Here is an 18,536-nt window from a genome sequence, read left to right as displayed (position 1 = left end):
CAGGGCAGAGGCGAACACGTCGTTTCTCCAGAACGATTCCGCGCTGAGCACTTGATATTTCACCACGCTATCAAAAAAACAGCCTTTCCAAGGAGGATTATTCCATGTTGACGACACTGCCGCTTGCCAAACGCGTCTTCCCCCGTGAAGGGGAAATGTACGAACCCGATCCGAATGGCCGCATGATCCTGTCCGCCCCGGAACCGGATGGGCGATTGACGGAGGCCATCCGAAGGCTGTTCCCGGGAAGTATACCGCATGTGGAGTATGTGGAGCACTCGGGCAGCGCATTTCCATACTCGTTAAGATGGGGGCCACAGACGGAAAAGGACAGGCCTTCCCTGCTAGAAGGCGTGCAATCGCTGCCGCGCGAGGGTTACTGTCTGACGCTCTCCCGTTCAACCGTCCTCATCGCCGCCAATGACGCGGCGGGCATGTTTTACGGATTGCAGACATTGCGGCAACTGCTGGATCAGGGAGCTCCTCTCCAAGCCGTCGACATTACAGATTGGCCGGACGTACCGCTCCGCTGCATGAACTACGACCTGCGCCAGACCTTCTCCAAGCCGGAGCTGCTAATCAATTATCTGGACACGATGGCCGCTTTCAAGACGAATGCGCTGCTGATCGAATACGAAGACAAGTTCCCGTTCGCGCAGCATAAGGAGCTCGCACACCCCCGGCACGCGCTTACGAGCGAACTGCTAAGCGAGCTGCTGGATGCCGCGCACCGGAATTACATCGAAGTCATCCCCCTGCAGCAGACGTTTGGACACCTGGAGTACATTCTCGGCCGCGATGAGTACAAGCATCTGCGGGAGACGGAATCATCGACTGGGGAGCTGTGCCCGAGCCGGCCGGAGTCGTTCGCGCTTGTCTCCAGCTTGCTGGACGAAGTGGCGGCCCGCCATCCCCGCTCCCGTTATTTGCATTTGGGCTGTGATGAAATTTACAGCCTCTGTGAATGCCCGACATGCCGCGAGCTATTCAAAGGTTCCCGGAATCAGGCCTTCCTGTATTTCGTCAACAGACTGATCGGGCATACTTGCGCACTCGGCAAAAAGCCGATCATCTGGCAGGATATTCTTGCGGATTGCTCCGACACGCAGCTTCGTATGCTCGATCCGCGCGTCACCGTCATGATCTGGCACTATAATGGCAAAAACATCAACCGGCTTGTCTCCCCGCTTGCTTCCCGCCTGCGCAATCTCGGCATCGAGGTTATGGGAGCGCCGTCTGTGCGCTGCTTCGACCGCAAGGACGATCAGAACTACCCGCTCGTGGAGGCCAGAATAGCCAATATCGATCAATGGGCAGAAGTTGCGGGAGAGCATAGTCTGGCCGGTCTCGTCGGCACCAATTGGACGGCCGTCTTCAGCCTGGGCGTGCCGTATGGAATATTCGAGACCTCATGGTATACGTCCGCTTACTTCGCCGATGCATGCTGGAACCGGGTGCGATCCGGCGGGAGCCGGTTCATCGACCGGTTCCTGCATATCTTCCATGGCATCCGTCCGGAAACGGCCGAAGCGCTGCTGGGCCGCCATGACGACACAGACTACTACTCAGCCATGCCCAAGCTGCTGGACGCTGTGGTCAAAAACCCGGATACAGCACACCTGATCACGGCGATGATTGACTATGAGACGGCGGCCGATCGGTCGAGAACCATTCACAAATATGTCTACCGCTGGCAGCTGTATCCCGGGAGCGAGCCCGAATGGCGCTCGCTGACGAACAACTACCGGGTCACCCGGGTAGGGCTGCGTCGCGCCCGAACGCGAATGCAAGCTGCGCTGCGGATGTTCCAGCCTGCGGATATGGCCGAGCACTATCTTCTCTCCCGCTTCTATCTGCACGATTATCTGGATGAGAATCTGTACAAGATGATCGGGTTAACGGAAGAGACCAAACAAGAGGGATTCGAATAACATTCCTTGAATAATCATGAACCCTGGGGAAAGAAAAAAGAGCGAGTGTTGGTGGGAATCCGACCACCGATACTCGCTCACTTATTGCATAAACCCTTTTTTAAGATGTCAGAAGCTATTCAAAGCCTTTGTCATATTTCACATATTTCTTCCAAACTTCATAACCCAGCTTGCCGTAAAAATCAACGAACGGAGTCGTGTCAATCACGATCCGCCGAATACCGCGCTTTCTCAAATAATGGATCGCAGCCTGGACGATGGAGATCCCGTACCTGTGGCCCCGATAATGCTCATCGATTCCGAGCGGACCGATCCCCCCAAGCTCGTCTTCAAACAGTGGAGCCCAGTATACATTCTGGGCCAGCAAAGGCGAATGGGCGTCATTGATACGGCAGAAGCCGATGAGCTTTTCCCGCTTCTCCAGTACAACGTATTCGCGTCCGGTTCCGCCCTGTTCCCAGTAATCCCGGTGCTGACAATCCCATGTGCCGGGAAAGCAGCGGGACATGAAATCCATCAGTGCGTCACGATCATGGGGACTGGCGAGCCTGGCCGTCACTTCTCCCATAAAGGGCAGGCACGCTTCCTCATCGGCCTCATAGACCTTGATCAGATCGTAGACCTGCTCCCGACAGACGTAACCTCTCTTCTCGAACCATCGCTTCGTCTCCACCAGTTCATCCGGGATGCCGGGAAACATTCTGCGGTGCAAGTCGTTGCCGAGGACAATCCGCTTGATACCGGCCGCCCGCAGTGCCTGCTCGGCCCGTTCAAGCAAGGCTCCTCCAATACCTCTTGCTCTCCAAGCGGATGCGGTGATCAGTGCGTGAACCCAGCCCACATCCCTGCTCAGTCCGAAACGTTCATCCTCTGCTCCACTCTTTTTGGCGATCACGAAACCGATGATCTTTTCCGTACCAGGGGCTTTCGCCACCCAAGAACCATCCCGCATCAGCCGGTTGTCCTCCATTACATTCTGCTGCAGCAGCCTGAGCCGGAGCGGATACGAATCGCCCAACTCGGCGTTCCAGAGGGATAACACTTCGTGCAAATGCTGATCTTGCAGTTGTTCTAAGAGCATGACTCCTCCTGATTTAACGATGGATGTGAGGCGCAGTGTTTCCATTGCGGCAGGCCGGCGGCGACAAATTCGTCATCGTTCAGATGGGGATACTGCGCGTATACCCGATCGATCTCTTCCATCTGGCCCGGCGAAAGCGTCTCTTCAGGATTCAGACACCAGATACCCTTCATAAGACCCTGCCTGCGCAGCACCTCATGAATTCCCGGAATACAGCCCGCGAAATGATGCGCCGGATCAAAAAACGCCGCGTTTGTATCCGTCACCTGGACCGCTCGAGTCAACCATTCCCTGGAAATTGTCTCAGACTTGCGGACTTGCTTGATCTCTTCGAGCAGCTCGACCGCTCTGCGCGTCCACACCGCCCAATGGCCAAGCAGTCCGCCAACAATCGCCTTTTCCACACGGCTACCATCGATATCAAAGCGGAACGTCGTCAATAAGTCCGCGATGATGTTATCATCGTTCCCCGTGTACAGCGCAATCTCATGCCGGCGGGACGAGTAACAGACCGCTCTGGCCACATCAAGTGTCTGGTAACGATTGAACGGAGCCATCTTGATCGCCACAACATTCGGAATCTCAGCGAACTGCCGCCAGAAATCATATGTAAAAGTCCGCCCGCCTACGGACGGCTGAAGGTAAAAACCGATGACCGGAATGAGCGCCGCCACTTGACGGGTACGATCAAGCAGGTCCTGCTCGGTCCAATCCGCAAGCCCTCCCATGCTGAGGAGCGCCGCATCATAACCGAGACGAAGGGCGATGTCCGTCTCCCGCAGCGCCTGATCCGTCGGCCCGCAAATGCCCGCGACTTGAATAAACGGACGCTGGATTCCAGCTTTCGCAACTTCTTCCGCAGCCATCGCCAGCACCGTCTCGAACAGATTGTGCCGGGGATCCCGAATCTCGAACTGGGTGGAATGAACGCCTACCGCGATGCCTCCGGCCCCGGACGCGATATAGTATCTCGTCAGCGCGCGCTGGCTTGGGGCATCCAGCTTGCGCTCCTCGTTCAGTGCCAGCGGATGGGCCGGAATGACCAGTCCGTCCTGCAGTGCAGCATTGAGCTCAGGGGATAATGTCCGGGGCTTCTCCGAATGAATCGTCATCAGAAATTCCCCTTTCTTTCCTGAAAATGAGTCGGCTTGTTCCAAACCTCGCCGCCGTGCAGCACCCATTCCGACGTCCAGTCGATCATCTGCAGCAGCGAAACACGCGGATAGCCGAACAATCGGTTCGACTTCGCCGCATTGTTCAGCAGCGCCGTCTCCGCTTCGATTCCAACGAACCGAGCTTCCTTGCCCAGCCGCTGCGCAAATTCATTCGCGGTCCAGCGGATGGACAGCGTCTCCGGTCCCGTAATATTCACGATGCCGGGCGGGCTGGAGCAATGTCTCATGCAGCGCAGTGCCCTCTCGTTGGCGTCCCCTTGCCAGATGACATTGGCGAATCCCATGGTCAGGTCGATCTCGCGCCCCTCGTTCACTGCTCTCGCCAGCTCCAGCAGAACGCCGTAACGCAAATCAATTGCGTAGTTTAACCGGTACATTGTCATCGGAGTTCCGTTCTTATGCGAATAGTATTCGAATATTCGTTCTCGTCCCAGCGTGGATTGCGCATATTCGCCGATTGGCTCCGGCGCTGTCTCTTCCGTGGCACCGCCGCCGGAGACAGGCAGGAACGGATAGACATTGCCTGACGAGAACACGACGATGCGCGACTCCTTGTATTTCTCGGCGACACGTCCTGGCAAATATGCGTTCATCGCCCACGTATAATACTCCCGTCCCTTCGTGCCGAATTTATTACCGGCCATATAAATAACGTTCTCCGCGTCAGGAAGACCCTGCAGCGCCTCATCGTCCAACAGCTCGCAGGAGATCGTCTCCACGCCGATCTCTTCCAGCTCCCGGCGCGCTTCGGCGTTCGAGAAGCGTGATACGCCAATCACACGCTTGTTCATTCCTCCCTCGCGAATCGCGTTCATCGCAAGCTTCGCCAAGCTCGGCCCCATCTTGCCCCCGACCCCGAGCAGCACGATGTCTCCGGATAGACTGGCCAAATCCCGCACCAGCGGCTCCGAAGGCTCCGCCAGCTTTCGTTCCAATTGTTCAAGCGTTCTCATCCGACCTCTCCTCTCTTGCATCGTATACATTCCTCGCATTTAAGCATACGATGAAGAGAGATATAAAGACAGGACATAATGTCGTCTTTAAATCGATGCCGACAGATTACAACGATTTGTCCATCAGAAATGTAAAACGGTAGATTTGCCGCGGACGTCCTTTTGGCACCTTCTCAAAGCCTGCAATGTCAACCAAGCCGCCGTCGATCCATTGGCCCAGCAGCCGGTGGGCGCTGCGGGTCGTGATGTTCAGCAAGGCCGCCAGCTCGTGTACCTTGTATTCATATTTTTGGAACTTGGCCATATGCTGCAGCAGTTTGCTGAGATAGGCCCCCGTCATGCCTGCTTGCTCCGCCTGCCTGATCAGCGCGGCATCGGTGGGAGCGAGAATCGCCTGCACCGGATCCGCCATCTCCAAAGGCCCGATAAGCGTCGCGTCCTCCCGGATCATATAACATGCGTTGCCGCCCGCCTCCTTCGCTTTGCGGAGCGCGCTTCGCGCGTTCGTTCCCGCATCGTTGGCCGACATCCCGAAACCAATTCCGACGCTCAAAGAGAGACCGAACGACTTATACACATCCTTTGAAAGAGGTATTGTCTTGTAACCGCCCGTCTCCCGTTCAAAAATGCCCCTGGTGGTGAAAAACAAATATTCATCCCCTGCGAGCGGCGTCAAATAACCATCGAAGAGCTCGACATAATGGAGCACCATCCGATGGATGTCCAGCCTCAGCTTCTGCACTTCATGCTCGCTCGTCCGCTTCAGCGCCATCTTGCCGAAATCGTCCACGGTGATGATGCCGACGACAATCTGCGACTCCCTGCTCCGGCGCGATTCGGTCGAGAGAAGCGCCCTCTCCAGCGTAACGATGATGTCCTGGTCGGACGGAACGATCCACTCATTGGTGATCGATAACCGGGTCAATTGCTCCGCCACCTGCTCCACACCCGTGAACGCCATGGCGCATTCGCCCGAGTCCGTCAATCGGCGATGGAAGGCGATCAGCTTTTCTGCTGAAGCGTACGCCGGTCCGTCATAGATGACGGTCTTCACATGATCAAGCCCCAGGTCATTCAGCGTCCGGCTCACCATCGCCTTCGTGAGGGAATCCACAGATATACCTCCTTCGAGTTTGCCCGTCCGCAGTGCAGTGAACATCGCTTTATACAGGCCCCCTCCGTTCAGCGGAACGTAAAAGGCAGGCACCTTCAATGCCGCACGCAGCTTGACGGCGCGATGGGAAAGAGCTCCCGACAGCACCAGCGCTTCAACATCCGTCCCCAGTTCTTCCGCCGCCCGGATTGCCTCTCCTTCATCCTGAACTGTTCTATTGACCGGCTGAAACGTCGGAAACGATTTCAACACCCGCAAGACGCGGCTCACGATTGCCTCTGTGCCGATAATGCCAACTTTTATTTGCATCATACATTCACCCCAATGGATTAGGCCGCCTTGCACTGTCTGAAAGCCTTGCCCCTTATTTCCCCGTAATATACAACAAGTCAGCTGAAACTTAAAGCCAATACTCCCACGTTAGTAATCCTAATTCTCCAGGAAGCATGTTTTATCCCAATAATTGAAGCCCTCCAGAATTTTGAAGGGCTCCACTTATAGATATTATCCATTCGTCGATATCGGCCGCGTATAACTTGGCCCTAATTGTTCAGGAAGCAGTGAGCTGCTTCAGAACACCTTTCGGCAGTATGCCTACCTCTTTATGAAGGAGCTTTCCATCTTTGAATATAAGGGTGCTCGGTATGCCCATAATCTGAAACTGGGACGAGGTTACCGGGTTCTCATCTACATTCACTTTCACTACCTTAATGGAATCATTTGCTTCCCTTGCAAATTCCTCCAGAATAGGCGCAAACATTTTGCAAGGACCGCACCATGAAGCCCAAAAATTCACTACGGTTACTCCTTCTGTCTGCACCATACCCTTAAAATTGGCATCTGTTGCATGCTGAATAGCCATCAGTATCATCCTTTCACAAAAAGAATATTAGGGATATTTAATGTCTATAATTTTCAAAAAAATTCTGCCTCTGCGGGTCCATAATAACGGGCAGATGCTAAGAAATATATTTAAAAGTTAAATTATAGACTTTACGAATCTACAATATATCCAAAATAAACATTTGTCAACAAAAAAGTGTTCTCCGGGACATCGCCGTATCGGACCAAGCTGTGCCCGATGCGGCGGTTTTTAACAACAGAAAATATCACAGACTCCGGTGTATGCTCCAAGATGATTCTGTCCTGGCTGCAAAGTGGCTGTATGAACTCTTTTTATCCTGTATGGTTTACGGGTATCCAGCCGGTCAGTAGTGCTCCTCCCTCCGGGTGGTTGCCTGCGGCAAGCTCGCCCCCATGCTGCCTGATCATTTTTTGTGAAATCGTCAGCCCCAATCCGCTGCCTCCGGTTGAACGGTTCCTGGACACTTCCCCTCGATATAAAGGCTCGAACACCCGCTGCAGCTCTTCTGCCGAGAAACCCGGTCCGTTATCACGTATCTCAAACTTTACCTGCTCATGATCCGCATAACATTGAACAACAATCTCGCCATTAGGTGGGGTGTGCCTTACGGCATTATCCAGCAGGTTGCTGATGGCACGCTCCAATAAATGCATGTCCCCGCTTATGAAGCAGCCGTCCGTGGCATGGTTCGTGATCGAAATGTGCTTTTCCCGGGCCAGCGGGCTTAAACTGTCAATGGACTTCCGGATGATGATGTTGAAATCAACCGTTTTTGGGTTAAGCCCAGTCTCCAGATACTCCATCTTTGTAAATGTGAAAAGATCCTCCACCAGCCGGTCCAATTGTGCTGATTTTTCCTTGCATACCGCCACGTATTTTGCTACTTTTTCCGGGGATTGGGCAATACCTTGTTCCAAGCCGTCCAAATAACCGCGCAAGGCGAATAGCGGAGTCCGCAAATCATGCGCGACAGCCCCAATCACGAAGCGGCGTTCTTCCTCCAATTCCGCCTGCTTCCGAAAAGCATTTTTCAGCCCCTTCACCATTACTGCAAATCCATCGTGTACGGCAGTGATTTCGGCAATCCTGGACTGGGGCAGCTCCGCATCCCAATGTCCCGCGGCGATTTGTCTGGCCGCAAAGCTCATCCTTTCGAGCGGCTTCAGCAGGAACCTGCGCATTTCCATCGCGACGACAAAGAAAGCCAATGAAAATCCGGCCAGCATGGAAATCATCTGAACCGTTTTTGGCGGCTGCGGCAGGTAAATGATGACTCTTCCACGCAGCTGGCCATCCTCGATGACAGAGAACTGTTCAGCTGATGACAAAGCGCCACGATGCTCCGGATTAGACCGGTAGATAACCTGATCTGACGCAGAGAAAATAGCCACGTCCATGTTCCCTTGCTGCAGCGCTTTGACCAATTGATTTTGCCAATTCGGATCCTTCCATTTGTCAGCGCCCGTTTCGATCAGGTGAGTGATCTCCATCAAGTGTCTTTGCATAAGCTCATCCTGCGGACGATCTTCCGTGATTCTGAGCGTTTTGGTCTCCATGAAATGAGCTGTAAGATAAAAGATCCACGGCACCAGCAATATGAAGAAAAGGCACAGAAAAGTAAATGTGCGAATGCGAAGTGTCTTCATGTTATCCTCCCTCGAAGCGATAGCCTACTCCCCATACGTTGACCAGGTATTGCGGATGATTCGGATCAGATTCGATTTTTTCACGCAGCCGGCCGAGATGGACCCGGATCGTATGCCTGTCGCCCACCCCGTCCCAAAATTTATCAAGCAGCTGTTCATATGTAAAAACATGTCTGGGATGCTCGGCAAATAATTGCAGCAGCTCGTATTCCTTCGGCGTGAGCACGACATTTTTCCCATCCACGATCACTTCTCTTGTGGACAGATTCAGCTTGATGCGGCCAAAATCCAGGCTCTTTACATCCATTTGCTGCTGAGAAACGGAACGCCGCAATACAGCTTTTACCCTGGCTACGATCTCGCCGGGTGAAGCGGTTTTGACAATATAATCATCACCGCCGAGCGTCAGCCCGCGAATCTTGTCCACATCATCACTGCGTGCGCTCAGGAAAAGGATAGGAACGCTGCTCTTCCCCCGAATCCGGCGGCATAACTCAAACCCGTTTTGTCCCGGCATCATGATGTCAAGAATAATGCAGTGTATGGAATTTTGCTCAAACACGTCCCACGCCTGAGCGGCATCACAAGCGGTGATCACGTGAAAATGTTCAAACTCGAAAAAATCTCTCAATAGCTCGGATATGCTTTGATCATCATCTACAACCAGTATTGTCGTTGCTTCGCTCATCAATATCCCACCTTCGGATTCCAGTTTAACATTTTTGCCGCAAGAAGCTAACGCCACTACTTGGTTTGTGATGAAATGTTTATTGTTTTGTGACTTTTTTGCAGCTTCATTTGAGATATCTGTTTGTTACTATTTTTTTGCGAACACGGGCGGCCAATACCGCGGGTAATGACTTGTCCTGCGCAGTCACGGATAAAGGAGGATTTATGGATGTTAAAGGTTCAAATCGTGCTTTTTGACGGCTTCGATCTGCTGGATGCCATTGCGCCTTACGAAGTATTTCACGCTGCTGCGACGCATACTGACAACGCTCTAAATGTGGAATTCGTCACCGCTGAAGGGCCCAGACTCGTGCCCAGCGGCATCGACGGGTTAAAAATTGAAGCAAGCGGCAGGCTGAATCCGGCACATGCGGGCATCATTCTGGTGCCCGGTGCGGCGGGTGACGTTGAAGGAGATGGCCCTGATTCCATTCCGGCCATTCTGGGCAGAGCCGTGAATACAGAATTGACTGTCATGATGGAGCAGGCGTTCAGACAAAAAAACATCGTCGTCGCTACAGTATGCGGCGGCTCCCTGCTGCTGGCCATGGGAGGGCTTCTGGAAGGCAGATCGGCAGTGACCCATCATCTCGGGATGGATGTGCTTGGAGCAACGGGGGCCATTCCTGTCCCGGCACGGGTTGTGGATGACGGCAACCTCGTCTCCGGGGGCGGCGTAACCTCGGGACTCGATGTAGCGCTGTATCTGGTGGAACGTGAGCTTGGACCGCGCATCGCACACGCAGTGGAACAGTTATTTGAATTTGAACGGCGGGGAACGGCTTGGAAAGCAACAGGAATGGCGCCCAAAGGTCATAAAACCTTGACGGATAACGAACCGAGCAGCGCGGCGGAGCAAGCGCCCATGACTTTTGCCACTCCGGAGAACAGAATCACACAGGCGCTTGACTTCAACGGGGATTGGGATACAACCATCACTACACCGGTGGGGAAAATGGAGGTCAAGCTCTCCATATCAACAAGTGACGGTCTGATCCGCGGGACGGCAGCACAAGGAGATGAGATCGTTGAATTGATAAATCCTGTACTTCAGGACAACATGCTGGTCTGGTCGCTTCGCATCACCAAACCCATGCGCTTAAATCTGAAATTCGAGGTTACAGCAAGCGGCGATGACATGACCGGAATTGCCAAGGCTGGTATACTGCCTGCATCCAAATTAACAGGAAAACGAGTTTCCTGACCAGAATTACATGTTGGTAGTCAATATGGAACCGCGGGGGTTTTGGAGCTCATGAAGAAACAAAGAACATTATTCAGACTATTGACCGTAATCAGCATTTTGTTTATCGTATACGCCTTGGTGAAAAATTATATGATCGATCCCGGAGCGGCAGGATTTTTAAGCCGTAAAACCGGACTCAGGCGCGAGCTTAATCTCCCTGTCTGGCTGAACGTGATGTATATTCATGTTGGGTTTGCATGTATCGCCATGGCGTCGGGGCTGCTCAATTTTTCCAATCGAATCTTTGAAAAAAGCCGCAGGTTCCATCGCATCAACGGCTACGTTTATATCGTGTCCGTGCTTGTTGTCGTGCTGACCTCCGGATACATGGCGCCTTACGCCACCGGAGGAAGAATAAGCAGTATCGGCTTCAATTTGCTTAATATGATATGGCCGATTGCAACCATTATGGCGCTTGTACAGATCAAAAAGAAACAGATGATCCGCCACCGGAACTGGATGATCCGCAGTTACGCCTTTTGCTTTACGAATATGTTCATTCATCTGATCACCACCCTTTTTCATCAGGGATTCGGCCTTGTTTACGCTACCAGCTATATCATTGGCGTTTACGGCTCCATTGTACTGCTGCTGGTCATTCCTGAAATGATCATTAGAACACTCCGTCAACCAGGAGAAAAAATCGCTTAAGACAAACGGATTTCATTCCGTTTATGCCCTGAGTTAAATGAAAGGAACAGATATAAGAATGAAAAAAATCGTTGGACTATTCATGTCACTGGCACTGGTTCTCACTCTGGTAGCCCCTGCAGCAAGTACGCAAGCAAAAGAAAGCAATGATGCAGCCAAGAACAAAAATATACATGTGCAAATCGTATTATTCGACGGTTTCGATCTGCTGGACGTCATGGGTCCCTATGAAGTATTCGCTGCCGCGGGAATGTACTCCGGAGGGGCAATTACGGTGGAATTGGTATCCGCAGAAGGCAAGCGCTCCGTCCTGAGCGGTCTGAATGGCCCTGCCCTCGAAGCGGAAGCCGCATTGGATCCGAATCGTCCTGGAATTATTGTGGTGCCCGGAGCGGCAGGCAAACCGGCAGGCAATGCGGAGGATTCCATCCCGAATATATTAATGAAAGCTAACGGGACTGCCCTGCCGGGTATGATGAAGCAAGCTTTTGCTAATAAGGAAGTCACTGTGGCTACCGTATGTGGAGGCTCTTTGCTGCTTGCTATGGAAGGTTTGTTGAAAGACAGATATGCCGTTACCAATCAAATTGGCATGCCTGCGCTGGCAGCCACCGGGGCAGTTCCCGTTGAAGCAAGAGTCGTGGAAGATAATCCTCGCCTTGTGAGCGGGGGAGGCGTGACTTCAGGGCTTGACGTGGCATTGTATTTGGTGGAGCGTGAGCTTGGTCCGCAAATCGCAAATTCCGTAGAAAATTTGTTTGAGTACGAGCAAAGAGGAACCGTGTGGCGGGCGGAAGGCATTGCGCCAGTCGACTTTAATAAGAATCAGACCGCATCTGAATAAATTTCTATGAATTATTCTTGAATACCCGTTAGAGATCGCCAATCTCCTGCAATTTTTGATCAGGTAAAAAAGCCTAGAACAGGCGCAAGTTCTGTTCTAGGCTTTTTTTGTATTATACCCGTCTAAGCCAATCCGGCCTATTGGGGCTAGTCCTCCACAATAGCGACCGGACGTGCCCAGCCAGCGCTTGCTTTTTCCACCTTGACCGGAAAGCAGCAGACTTTAAAGCCGTAAGGCTTGGGGAGCTTGTCCAAATTGGCAAGCTTTTCGATCTGGCAATATTCCCTGTCCTTGCCCACGAAATGCGCCGCCCACAGAACACCTTCCTTCGGCTCGCGTTTATACGCTTCGGCCTGCAGATTGAGCGGAATATCCCAGCCCCAGCCGTCCGTGCCGACAACCTTAATCCCCTGGTCGAGCAGCCACACCGTCGCTTCCGCCGATACGCCCACGTGGGAGAATGCATAATGATCTTGGTATAACCGCTTGTCCGCATCGCTTCTGATAAGAACGATATCGAATGGCTTGAGCGTATATCCGATCCGCTCCAGTTCCACGATCAGATCCTCTGTCGTAATCTCATATCCTTGCGGCCTGGCACTGAAATCGAGCACAACGCCGTCAGAATAAAACCATTCAAGCGGCAGCTCGTCAATCGTTCTGGCTGGCTTCCCCTCCGAGGTTGGCCAGTAGTGCCATGGCGCGTCGACATGTGTGCCCGCATGCGTGTTCATCGTCACCGTTTCCGTTGCCCACGCCTTGCTCTCCGGGAAGTCTTCCGGCTTCAATCCGAGTAAAGCAGCCGCTTGTACCGCCCCGCTCTCATGGGACGCATATTCGATTTGTGCCGGCAGCGGCTCACGAATGCGCGGACTGATTGGCACACTCAGATCAATCATTTTCATAGCTTTCTCCCTCCTGTTCTCTCAATCATTTGTAGTGTATCATGACACCCTATCCATGGTATATATAGGAAGCAGGTACAAGTTTACAGGTTAGGACTATTAACACAAGGTTAGACGAATCCGCACTCTGCAGGACACCCCAGTTCCTCAAAAACTTTACGCGCGGCCGCATCGACCGGCAGGAAAACCTCAATCTGCGGATATACACGGCCACCTGTGGAAATGGAAACCTGCCTGTAGCGAACGGGAACAAGCTCGCCGGAGCTTTCCATTCTGGCCAATATGGTTTGCGTGTGATCAGCCTCTTCCCCTGCATCGGGCATAGTTAAATATTCGTCCATGTTATATTTTTGAACTCTGTGAAGCAATTTCTGATACCAAGCGTCATAGCGGGACAGTATATGCTCCCTCTTGAAGGCATTTATTCCGTTTATGGCGTGCGCCTCCCACTGCTCGTACGATGCTTTGTCGAAAGTGGAGCGCGGCCGGATTGGCAAATCAGGATTAAAGTGAAAATCAACCCTGTTCATAAAGCCGTCGTACGAACGATCAAGAGGGATATCAAACAAGCGGCGAAACTGCTCATTAACTCCTTTGATGTCCTGCGTATGCGTTATGATCATGGCGGGAAAAAGAATGGCCCTCATCGTTTGCTGCGCCCACTCCAATGCACGCTCCAACGCCCGACCCTCCAACTCGGTCTGGATTGGAAGGTAACCGGCTGCCAAAAGCAGATCGTTGCATTCGTCGGAAGTGCACTCAAGATACTCGGCGATGCTCATCATCGTCTGACGATCCGGCATGCGGCGGGAACGTCCGACCAGGAGATTTTTATACGAAGCGAAAGCCTCGTCATTCAGCTCCTGTTGCGTGAACCGCTTCAAGGACGGATGAGGCCGATCCGCAAGCTGCCGCTGGCGTTTCATTCGCAGCGCTTCAATCTCTCCCAATACGTTTTTAAGTCTGGAATTCTCCGTATGTATATCCATCTTCCTCTCCCCTTTTTTTAAGATTTCAGAAGTATAAACTTCTTGGTACAAGCTTCCTGAAATCGCAAGAAAAACTACTGCTAAACGCGGTCTGGCCTCTTTGAATTACGTCGATAGACGTTTTTCTTCCGAAGTGTAGTTCTGCACTTGGGGTGATCATTTAATTAAAGTATACTCCTCAATGAAATCGAAAGTCATCTAATGACACACAACCAATTCATGGAGGAGATGCAATATGATTCGTGCCATTGCAGTTGATCCGCTTGCTCCGTCACATTTGGCTTTCAAGGAGGTTGATGCTCCACTGGCCCAGCCTTGGGAAGCGCTCGTGCAGGTGAAAGCCGTCTCTCTTAATCGCGGTGAAGTAAAAGACGCCAAGGATCAGGAAGCATCAAGCCGACCCGGCTGGGATTTCGCCGGAATTGTCATCGATCCGGCCAAGAACGGAGCAGGTCCGCAAAAAGGAGCCCGGGTTGTCGGTTTACTCCCGATGGGCGCCTGGAGCGAGCAAGTGGCCGCCCCCGTATCGATGCTGGCCGAAATTCCGGACAAGCTCACCTTCGCGGAGGCGGCAACCCTGCCCGTAGCCGGCCTGACGGCGCTTAATGCGCTGCGAAAAGGCGGCATGCTGCTCGGCAAGCGAATTTTCATTACAGGCTCTACCGGCGGCGTCGGGCTGTTCGCCCATCAGCTTGCGGCCCAGTCCGGCGCATTTGTCGTAGGCACGGCCAGTACGGAGGAGAAAGCCAAGCTTGTGCTGGAGGCCGGGGCCAACGAAGTGATCGTAGGATATTCCGCAATGTCATCCGCCGCCCAATTCGGGCCCTATGATCTGATCATCGATTCGGTAGGCGGCGATACGCTTGCCCTTCTGCTGCCGCAGCTTGCGCCGCAGGGCATTTGCGTCGCGGTTGGATTCTCGTCTTCAAATACAGCGACGATCGATATGATGAATTTGGTGACCAGCGGCGGAAGAACCTTGTACAGCTTCTTTCTCGGAGAGGAACTGACTCGTCAATCTGCCGCGGACGATCTGGGATTGCTGGCCCGCTTGGTCGCAGACGGCCGTCTGACGCCACGGATCGAAGTGGAAGCGCCTTGGACCGAAATTGACACCGTCGCCCACAAACTAATGGAGCGGAAATTCTCCGGCAAAGCCGTGCTTCACATCGGTTGATTGTAAGATTAGCAACGATGATGCCTGGGATCCAAAACGGATCCGAAAAGAACCAGCGGCGCTCCCTGACTCGTTTCGAGCAAAGAGCGCCGCTGCATTTCAATGAGCTCAGCTATTTCACGTTTATGTTCGGCATAGTCATGCTTTCCGCTTAAATCTTTACACAGCTTATTCCGCTGGAAAATCTGTTGAAACGGTGACCTCTGCCCACTGTTCTGCCTCGGCTGCACGGGACCGGGATGATTCCCGCGCGAGTTTGAGCGCATCCGAGCCGAGAAGCAAGCGCAAAGGCGGTTGTTCCAGGTTGGCAATATCCGCGATAACCTTCGCGGCTCGAGCGGGGTCTCCAGGCATCTTCCCGTCTCTTTCTTTGCGGAAACGATTCATCTTGCCCACAGTCTCCTCATAATCCTCACCCACTTGCCTTATTTGCATGGATGAGCCGCCCCAATCCGTGCGGAAGCCTCCAGGTTCGATAATGCTCACTTGAATCCCTAGCGGTTTCACCTCGTTGACTAACACTTCCGAAAAGCCTTCTACGGCAAACTTCGCCGCTTGATAAGCACTGAGCCCGGGCGATCCCCCAACCCGGCCGCCTATCGAGGAAATTTGCATGATGTGACCGAAACGCTGCTTCCGCATAATCGGGAGAACAGCCTTCGTCATATGGGCGACACCAAAAAAATTCGTTTCAAATTGAGCTCGCAAGTCCTCCTCTTCCGTTTCTTCAATCGGTGAACTGTTGGCATATCCGGCATTGTTCACAAGCACATCCAGGACGCCAAACGTATCGACTGCCTGTTGAACCGCCGTTTTCACCTGCTCTGTATCGGTAACATCCAAAGCGACGGGAAGAATGCGTGTGCCATATTTCGCCGTCAAATCATTCAATTGCTCTGGCCGGCGCGCCCCTGCAACAACTTGGTCCCCCCGCTGCAAAACTTCTTCAACCAGATTTCTTCCCATTCCGCGAGAGCTGCCTGTAATTAACCAAACTTTCCCCATATTTATTCGAAACCTCCTTCAAATTGTTCAAAGCTATTATCCTGCAAAATACCAGTTGTAAGTAGGCCATTCCTGCCCTATGTTTGCCTAATACTGCAATCCAGCATTCCCATACAAAAACAGCGAGCCTCCAGGAAATCCTGGAAGCTCGCTGCTTGTTTGACTTTATGTGTTTTTTCGTATCTCATGGATATCTTTTAGCGGCGGCAGACCAAAAATCCGCCGGTATTCCCTATTAAACTGCGTTGGACTTTCATAACCGACTTCCCGTGCTGCAGTGGTCGCATCCGTGGCTCCACTCAGCATAAGACGCCTTGCTTCCTGGAGGCGAAGACTTTTCTGGTACTGCAGCGGCCCCATGGTGGTGACCGCCTTGAATTTGTGATGCAGCCCCGAGGTGCTCATATTGCACATTTTAGCCAGTTCGGCAACGGTGAACGAACGGGTGTAATTCTCCCTGATCCAGGTAATGGCTTTGCCTACTCCTTCAGACTGTTGATCAAAAAAGGCTTGCTGAAGAAACAAAAAGCCATAGTCGCCTGTTAATAAATGAAAGATCATTTCCCGTTTGATCAGGCCGGACAGAAACGGGGCATTTTGCGGTTCGTCCAGCAGCTTCAACAGCCGGATAAATGCATCTTGCAGATTGGAATTGCTTTTCCCGATAAAGGCCGCCCTGTTCCATTTTTTATTTTTCAGCTTGGCATGAATTCCAGCTTCCATGATAACGGAAGCGATCTCTTGCATCGATAGATCAATACGCAGACCGATATACGGGGACCTCTCTTGAGCACTTACGGTTTGTCCGGATGCAGGCATATCAATTAAAGAGGCCAAATAATCGCCCGCTCCATAATAAATGATCTCTTCACCAAGAAATAGCTTTTTAGTCCCTTGCAAAACAAGACAAAAGGAAGGGGACAGCACGCTTTGTGTCAGCATCGTCGGCCGGCTGTGCTTATAGATTGAAAGAAATGGAATGATCGTTTGGTTGCGGCCCTCTGAAAATGTTCTGCTATCAACCATCATGAGCAGCTGGTCCAACAAATTCAGATCGGATGAACCAGCTCCCTCAAAGTCAAGTGCGGCAATCCCTTCTTGCTTGTTCCCCGACATGGTTTCACCTCGATTTTTAATCAAGCTCCTGGACCAATTATGTCACTTTCAGGCGCTGATTTAAACCGTTGAATCATTCCCATCGTCACCCGATTCGCTTCCAGGTCTCCATATTCAGTTCATTATTTATCATCGCGGCCACAAGTGAGCCCATAGAAGCGGCAGCAATAGCCTGATTGAAGCGCGATGCCGCATCCCCCGCGCTATAGACACCCGGGACGCTCGTTTTTCCGAATTCATCGACGACCACGATCCCCGCTTCCGTCATATCACATCCTATGGCTCGCGGCAAATCTGAGCCTGGGACCAGATCAGGTTTAAAAAAGATCCCCCGGCATGGAATGGCCGTCCCATCTTCGAGAACAACCTGCTGCGCGATTCCGTCCTGTGAATCAATATGCCGGATCGGCGATTCGAATACAGGAACTTGATGCCGCTGAAGCTCTTCACGCTGAGCATCCGTCAGCTCATCCGGGCCGTTCGTGCAGATCGTGAAGCTGCTCGTCCACCCGGAAATCAATGGCGCGAAGTGCATAATGTCTGCCCCCCTATTAATGACAACAAGCGGCTGATCTCTTAACTCCCAGCCGTCGCAATACGGGCAAACGAAGGCGCTTTGCCCATAAACTTCCGTAAGTCCCGGAATATCCAGCGGACGATCCTTCATTCCGACGGCAAACAGCAGCTTTTTGCTTGCAAAGGTTGTCCCTTGCGCAGTCGTAATTTGAAATTGACCATCCTCTCCTGTAATCGACACGGCCGTATCCTCAATCAAAGATACAGAAGGATAAGCGCTAATCTGTTCCTTTGCAATTCGCCGAAATTCACCCGGACTAATTCCATCACGGGTAAGGAACCCATGGGCCTCGCGGGTCACGGCATTGCGCGGACGGCCTTCATCAATGACCGCCACATTTTTTCTAGCCCGCCCCAATACAAGAGCTGCGTTCAACCCTGCGGGACCGCCACCAATAATCGCTACATCGAGAAGTTGTTTTTCCATATTTTTGTCCATCCCCATAACCACCTTAATAGATATTTTATATCCATGATTAGAACAAAAAATCGTTTTTATAACTAACACGGATTCTTAATGTCTATAATAAACA

General features: G+C 52.3%; 17 protein-coding genes. 5 read left to right on the top strand and 12 right to left on the bottom strand.

Features of this window, described 5'->3' with window-relative positions; translation table 11 throughout:
• The first annotated feature begins 104 nt into the window (after positions 1-104).
• Positions 105-1,931: a family 20 glycosylhydrolase gene (locus ACE5KN_RS25190; RefSeq protein WP_375528434.1), complete on the top strand. Its 1,827-nt coding sequence runs from the start codon at positions 105-107 to the stop codon at positions 1,929-1,931.
• Between the two features lie 115 nt (positions 1,932-2,046).
• On the opposite strand, the gene ACE5KN_RS25185 is transcribed toward ACE5KN_RS25190, so the two are convergent.
• The 7 genes from ACE5KN_RS25185 to ACE5KN_RS25155 form a co-directional block, all read right to left on the bottom strand.
• Positions 2,047-3,012: a GNAT family N-acetyltransferase gene (locus ACE5KN_RS25185; protein WP_375528433.1), complete on the bottom strand. Its 966-nt coding sequence runs from the start codon at positions 3,010-3,012 to the stop codon at positions 2,047-2,049.
• Positions 3,003-4,124, bottom strand: a complete 1,122-nt coding sequence (locus tag ACE5KN_RS25180; RefSeq protein ID WP_375528432.1) for a dihydrodipicolinate synthase family protein — start codon at positions 4,122-4,124, stop codon at positions 3,003-3,005. Before ACE5KN_RS25180 ends, ACE5KN_RS25185 begins: the two co-directional genes overlap by 10 nt.
• The gene (locus tag ACE5KN_RS25175) at positions 4,124-5,140 is read right to left on the bottom strand and encodes an NAD-dependent epimerase/dehydratase family protein (protein WP_375528431.1); all 1,017 of its coding nucleotides are present in this window, start codon (positions 5,138-5,140) and stop codon (positions 4,124-4,126) included. Before ACE5KN_RS25175 ends, ACE5KN_RS25180 begins: the two co-directional genes overlap by 1 nt.
• Before the next feature lie 106 nt (positions 5,141-5,246).
• Positions 5,247-6,566, bottom strand: a complete 1,320-nt coding sequence (locus tag ACE5KN_RS25170) for a hypothetical protein (protein WP_375533177.1) — start codon at positions 6,564-6,566, stop codon at positions 5,247-5,249.
• A gap of 238 nt (positions 6,567-6,804) precedes the next feature.
• The gene (trxA, locus tag ACE5KN_RS25165) at positions 6,805-7,116 is read right to left on the bottom strand and encodes a thioredoxin (protein ID WP_375528429.1); all 312 of its coding nucleotides are present in this window, start codon (positions 7,114-7,116) and stop codon (positions 6,805-6,807) included.
• 314 nt (positions 7,117-7,430) lie between these two features.
• Positions 7,431-8,765, bottom strand: a complete 1,335-nt coding sequence (locus ACE5KN_RS25160) for a sensor histidine kinase (RefSeq protein ID WP_375528428.1) — start codon at positions 8,763-8,765, stop codon at positions 7,431-7,433.
• Position 8,766: 1 nt separating this feature from the next.
• Positions 8,767-9,453 carry a response regulator transcription factor gene (locus ACE5KN_RS25155; protein ID WP_375528427.1) on the bottom strand — a complete coding sequence of 229 codons (687 nt, stop codon included), beginning with the start codon at positions 9,451-9,453 and terminating at the stop codon, positions 8,767-8,769.
• Between the two features lie 210 nt (positions 9,454-9,663).
• Here ACE5KN_RS25155 and ACE5KN_RS25150 point away from each other — a divergent pair, with 210 nt between their 5' ends.
• Genes ACE5KN_RS25150 through ACE5KN_RS25140 form a run of 3 tightly spaced genes read left to right on the top strand, consistent with a single transcriptional unit; the run spans position 9,664 to position 12,235 of the window.
• Positions 9,664-10,698, top strand: coding sequence for a DJ-1/PfpI family protein (locus ACE5KN_RS25150; protein WP_375528426.1), 1,035 nt, complete (start codon positions 9,664-9,666; stop codon positions 10,696-10,698).
• A gap of 51 nt (positions 10,699-10,749) precedes the next feature.
• Positions 10,750-11,391: a DUF2306 domain-containing protein gene (locus ACE5KN_RS25145; protein WP_375528425.1), complete on the top strand. Its 642-nt coding sequence runs from the start codon at positions 10,750-10,752 to the stop codon at positions 11,389-11,391.
• 58 nt (positions 11,392-11,449) lie between these two features.
• On the top strand, positions 11,450-12,235 hold the full coding sequence (locus tag ACE5KN_RS25140) for a DJ-1/PfpI family protein (protein WP_375528424.1): 786 nt from the start codon (positions 11,450-11,452) through the stop codon (positions 12,233-12,235).
• Positions 12,236-12,381: 146 nt separating this feature from the next.
• Here ACE5KN_RS25140 and ACE5KN_RS25135 read toward each other — a convergent pair whose 3' ends face one another.
• A complete protein-coding gene (locus ACE5KN_RS25135; RefSeq protein WP_375528423.1) occupies positions 12,382-13,140 on the bottom strand; it encodes a cyclase family protein in 759 nt (252 codons plus the stop codon).
• A gap of 110 nt (positions 13,141-13,250) precedes the next feature.
• Entirely contained in the window at positions 13,251-14,129 is an 879-nt protein-coding gene (locus ACE5KN_RS25130; protein ID WP_375528422.1) for a hypothetical protein, read from the bottom strand.
• 235 nt (positions 14,130-14,364) lie between these two features.
• Between ACE5KN_RS25130 and ACE5KN_RS25125 the strand changes: the two genes are divergently transcribed.
• Complete coding sequence (locus ACE5KN_RS25125; RefSeq protein ID WP_375528421.1) at positions 14,365-15,306, top strand: zinc-binding dehydrogenase; 942 nt, start codon at positions 14,365-14,367, stop codon at positions 15,304-15,306.
• Between the two features lie 168 nt (positions 15,307-15,474).
• On the opposite strand, the gene ACE5KN_RS25120 is transcribed toward ACE5KN_RS25125, so the two are convergent.
• From ACE5KN_RS25120 to ACE5KN_RS25110, 3 genes are all read right to left on the bottom strand, one after another.
• On the bottom strand, positions 15,475-16,311 hold the full coding sequence (locus ACE5KN_RS25120) for an oxidoreductase (protein WP_375528420.1): 837 nt from the start codon (positions 16,309-16,311) through the stop codon (positions 15,475-15,477).
• A gap of 165 nt (positions 16,312-16,476) precedes the next feature.
• Positions 16,477-17,451 (bottom strand): AraC family transcriptional regulator, encoded by a 975-nt coding sequence (locus ACE5KN_RS25115; RefSeq protein ID WP_375528419.1) that lies wholly within the window; start codon positions 17,449-17,451, stop codon positions 16,477-16,479.
• 61 nt (positions 17,452-17,512) lie between these two features.
• Positions 17,513-18,430 carry an NAD(P)/FAD-dependent oxidoreductase gene (locus ACE5KN_RS25110; RefSeq protein ID WP_375528418.1) on the bottom strand — a complete coding sequence of 306 codons (918 nt, stop codon included), beginning with the start codon at positions 18,428-18,430 and terminating at the stop codon, positions 17,513-17,515.
• Positions 18,431-18,536 lie beyond the last annotated feature (106 nt).

It is taken from the genome of Paenibacillus terreus (assembly GCF_042138595.1).
GTDB classification, from domain to species: Bacteria; Bacillota; Bacilli; order Paenibacillales; family Paenibacillaceae; genus Paenibacillus; species Paenibacillus terreus.
Note: the sequence above shows the minus strand (reverse complement) of the source record. Positions and strands in the feature narration are given on the sequence as shown.

Excerpts from the sequence above, each read along its gene's own strand:
- ACE5KN_RS25160 (WP_375528428.1), bottom strand. The coding sequence starts at position 8,765 with ATGAAGACACTTCGCATTCGCACATTTACTTTTCTGTGCCTTTTCTTC.
- ACE5KN_RS25130 (WP_375528422.1), bottom strand. The coding sequence starts at position 14,129 with ATGGATATACATACGGAGAATTCCAGACTTAAAAACGTATTGGGAGAG.
- ACE5KN_RS25120 (WP_375528420.1), bottom strand. The coding sequence starts at position 16,311 with ATGGGGAAAGTTTGGTTAATTACAGGCAGCTCTCGCGGAATGGGAAGA.
- ACE5KN_RS25145 (WP_375528425.1), top strand. The coding sequence starts at position 10,750 with ATGAAGAAACAAAGAACATTATTCAGACTATTGACCGTAATCAGCATT.
- ACE5KN_RS25190 (WP_375528434.1), top strand. The coding sequence starts at position 105 with ATGTTGACGACACTGCCGCTTGCCAAACGCGTCTTCCCCCGTGAAGGG.
- ACE5KN_RS25110 (WP_375528418.1), bottom strand. The coding sequence starts at position 18,430 with ATGGAAAAACAACTTCTCGATGTAGCGATTATTGGTGGCGGTCCCGCA.
- ACE5KN_RS25185 (WP_375528433.1), bottom strand. The coding sequence starts at position 3,012 with ATGCTCTTAGAACAACTGCAAGATCAGCATTTGCACGAAGTGTTATCC.
- ACE5KN_RS25135 (WP_375528423.1), bottom strand. The coding sequence starts at position 13,140 with ATGAAAATGATTGATCTGAGTGTGCCAATCAGTCCGCGCATTCGTGAG.
- ACE5KN_RS25175 (WP_375528431.1), bottom strand. The coding sequence starts at position 5,140 with ATGAGAACGCTTGAACAATTGGAACGAAAGCTGGCGGAGCCTTCGGAG.
- ACE5KN_RS25155 (WP_375528427.1), bottom strand. The coding sequence starts at position 9,453 with ATGAGCGAAGCAACGACAATACTGGTTGTAGATGATGATCAAAGCATA.
- ACE5KN_RS25150 (WP_375528426.1), top strand. The coding sequence starts at position 9,664 with ATGTTAAAGGTTCAAATCGTGCTTTTTGACGGCTTCGATCTGCTGGAT.
- trxA (WP_375528429.1), bottom strand. The coding sequence starts at position 7,116 with ATGGCTATTCAGCATGCAACAGATGCCAATTTTAAGGGTATGGTGCAG.
- ACE5KN_RS25180 (WP_375528432.1), bottom strand. The coding sequence starts at position 4,124 with ATGACGATTCATTCGGAGAAGCCCCGGACATTATCCCCTGAGCTCAAT.
- ACE5KN_RS25170 (WP_375533177.1), bottom strand. The coding sequence starts at position 6,566 with ATGATGCAAATAAAAGTTGGCATTATCGGCACAGAGGCAATCGTGAGC.
- ACE5KN_RS25125 (WP_375528421.1), top strand. The coding sequence starts at position 14,365 with ATGATTCGTGCCATTGCAGTTGATCCGCTTGCTCCGTCACATTTGGCT.
- ACE5KN_RS25140 (WP_375528424.1), top strand. The coding sequence starts at position 11,450 with ATGAAAAAAATCGTTGGACTATTCATGTCACTGGCACTGGTTCTCACT.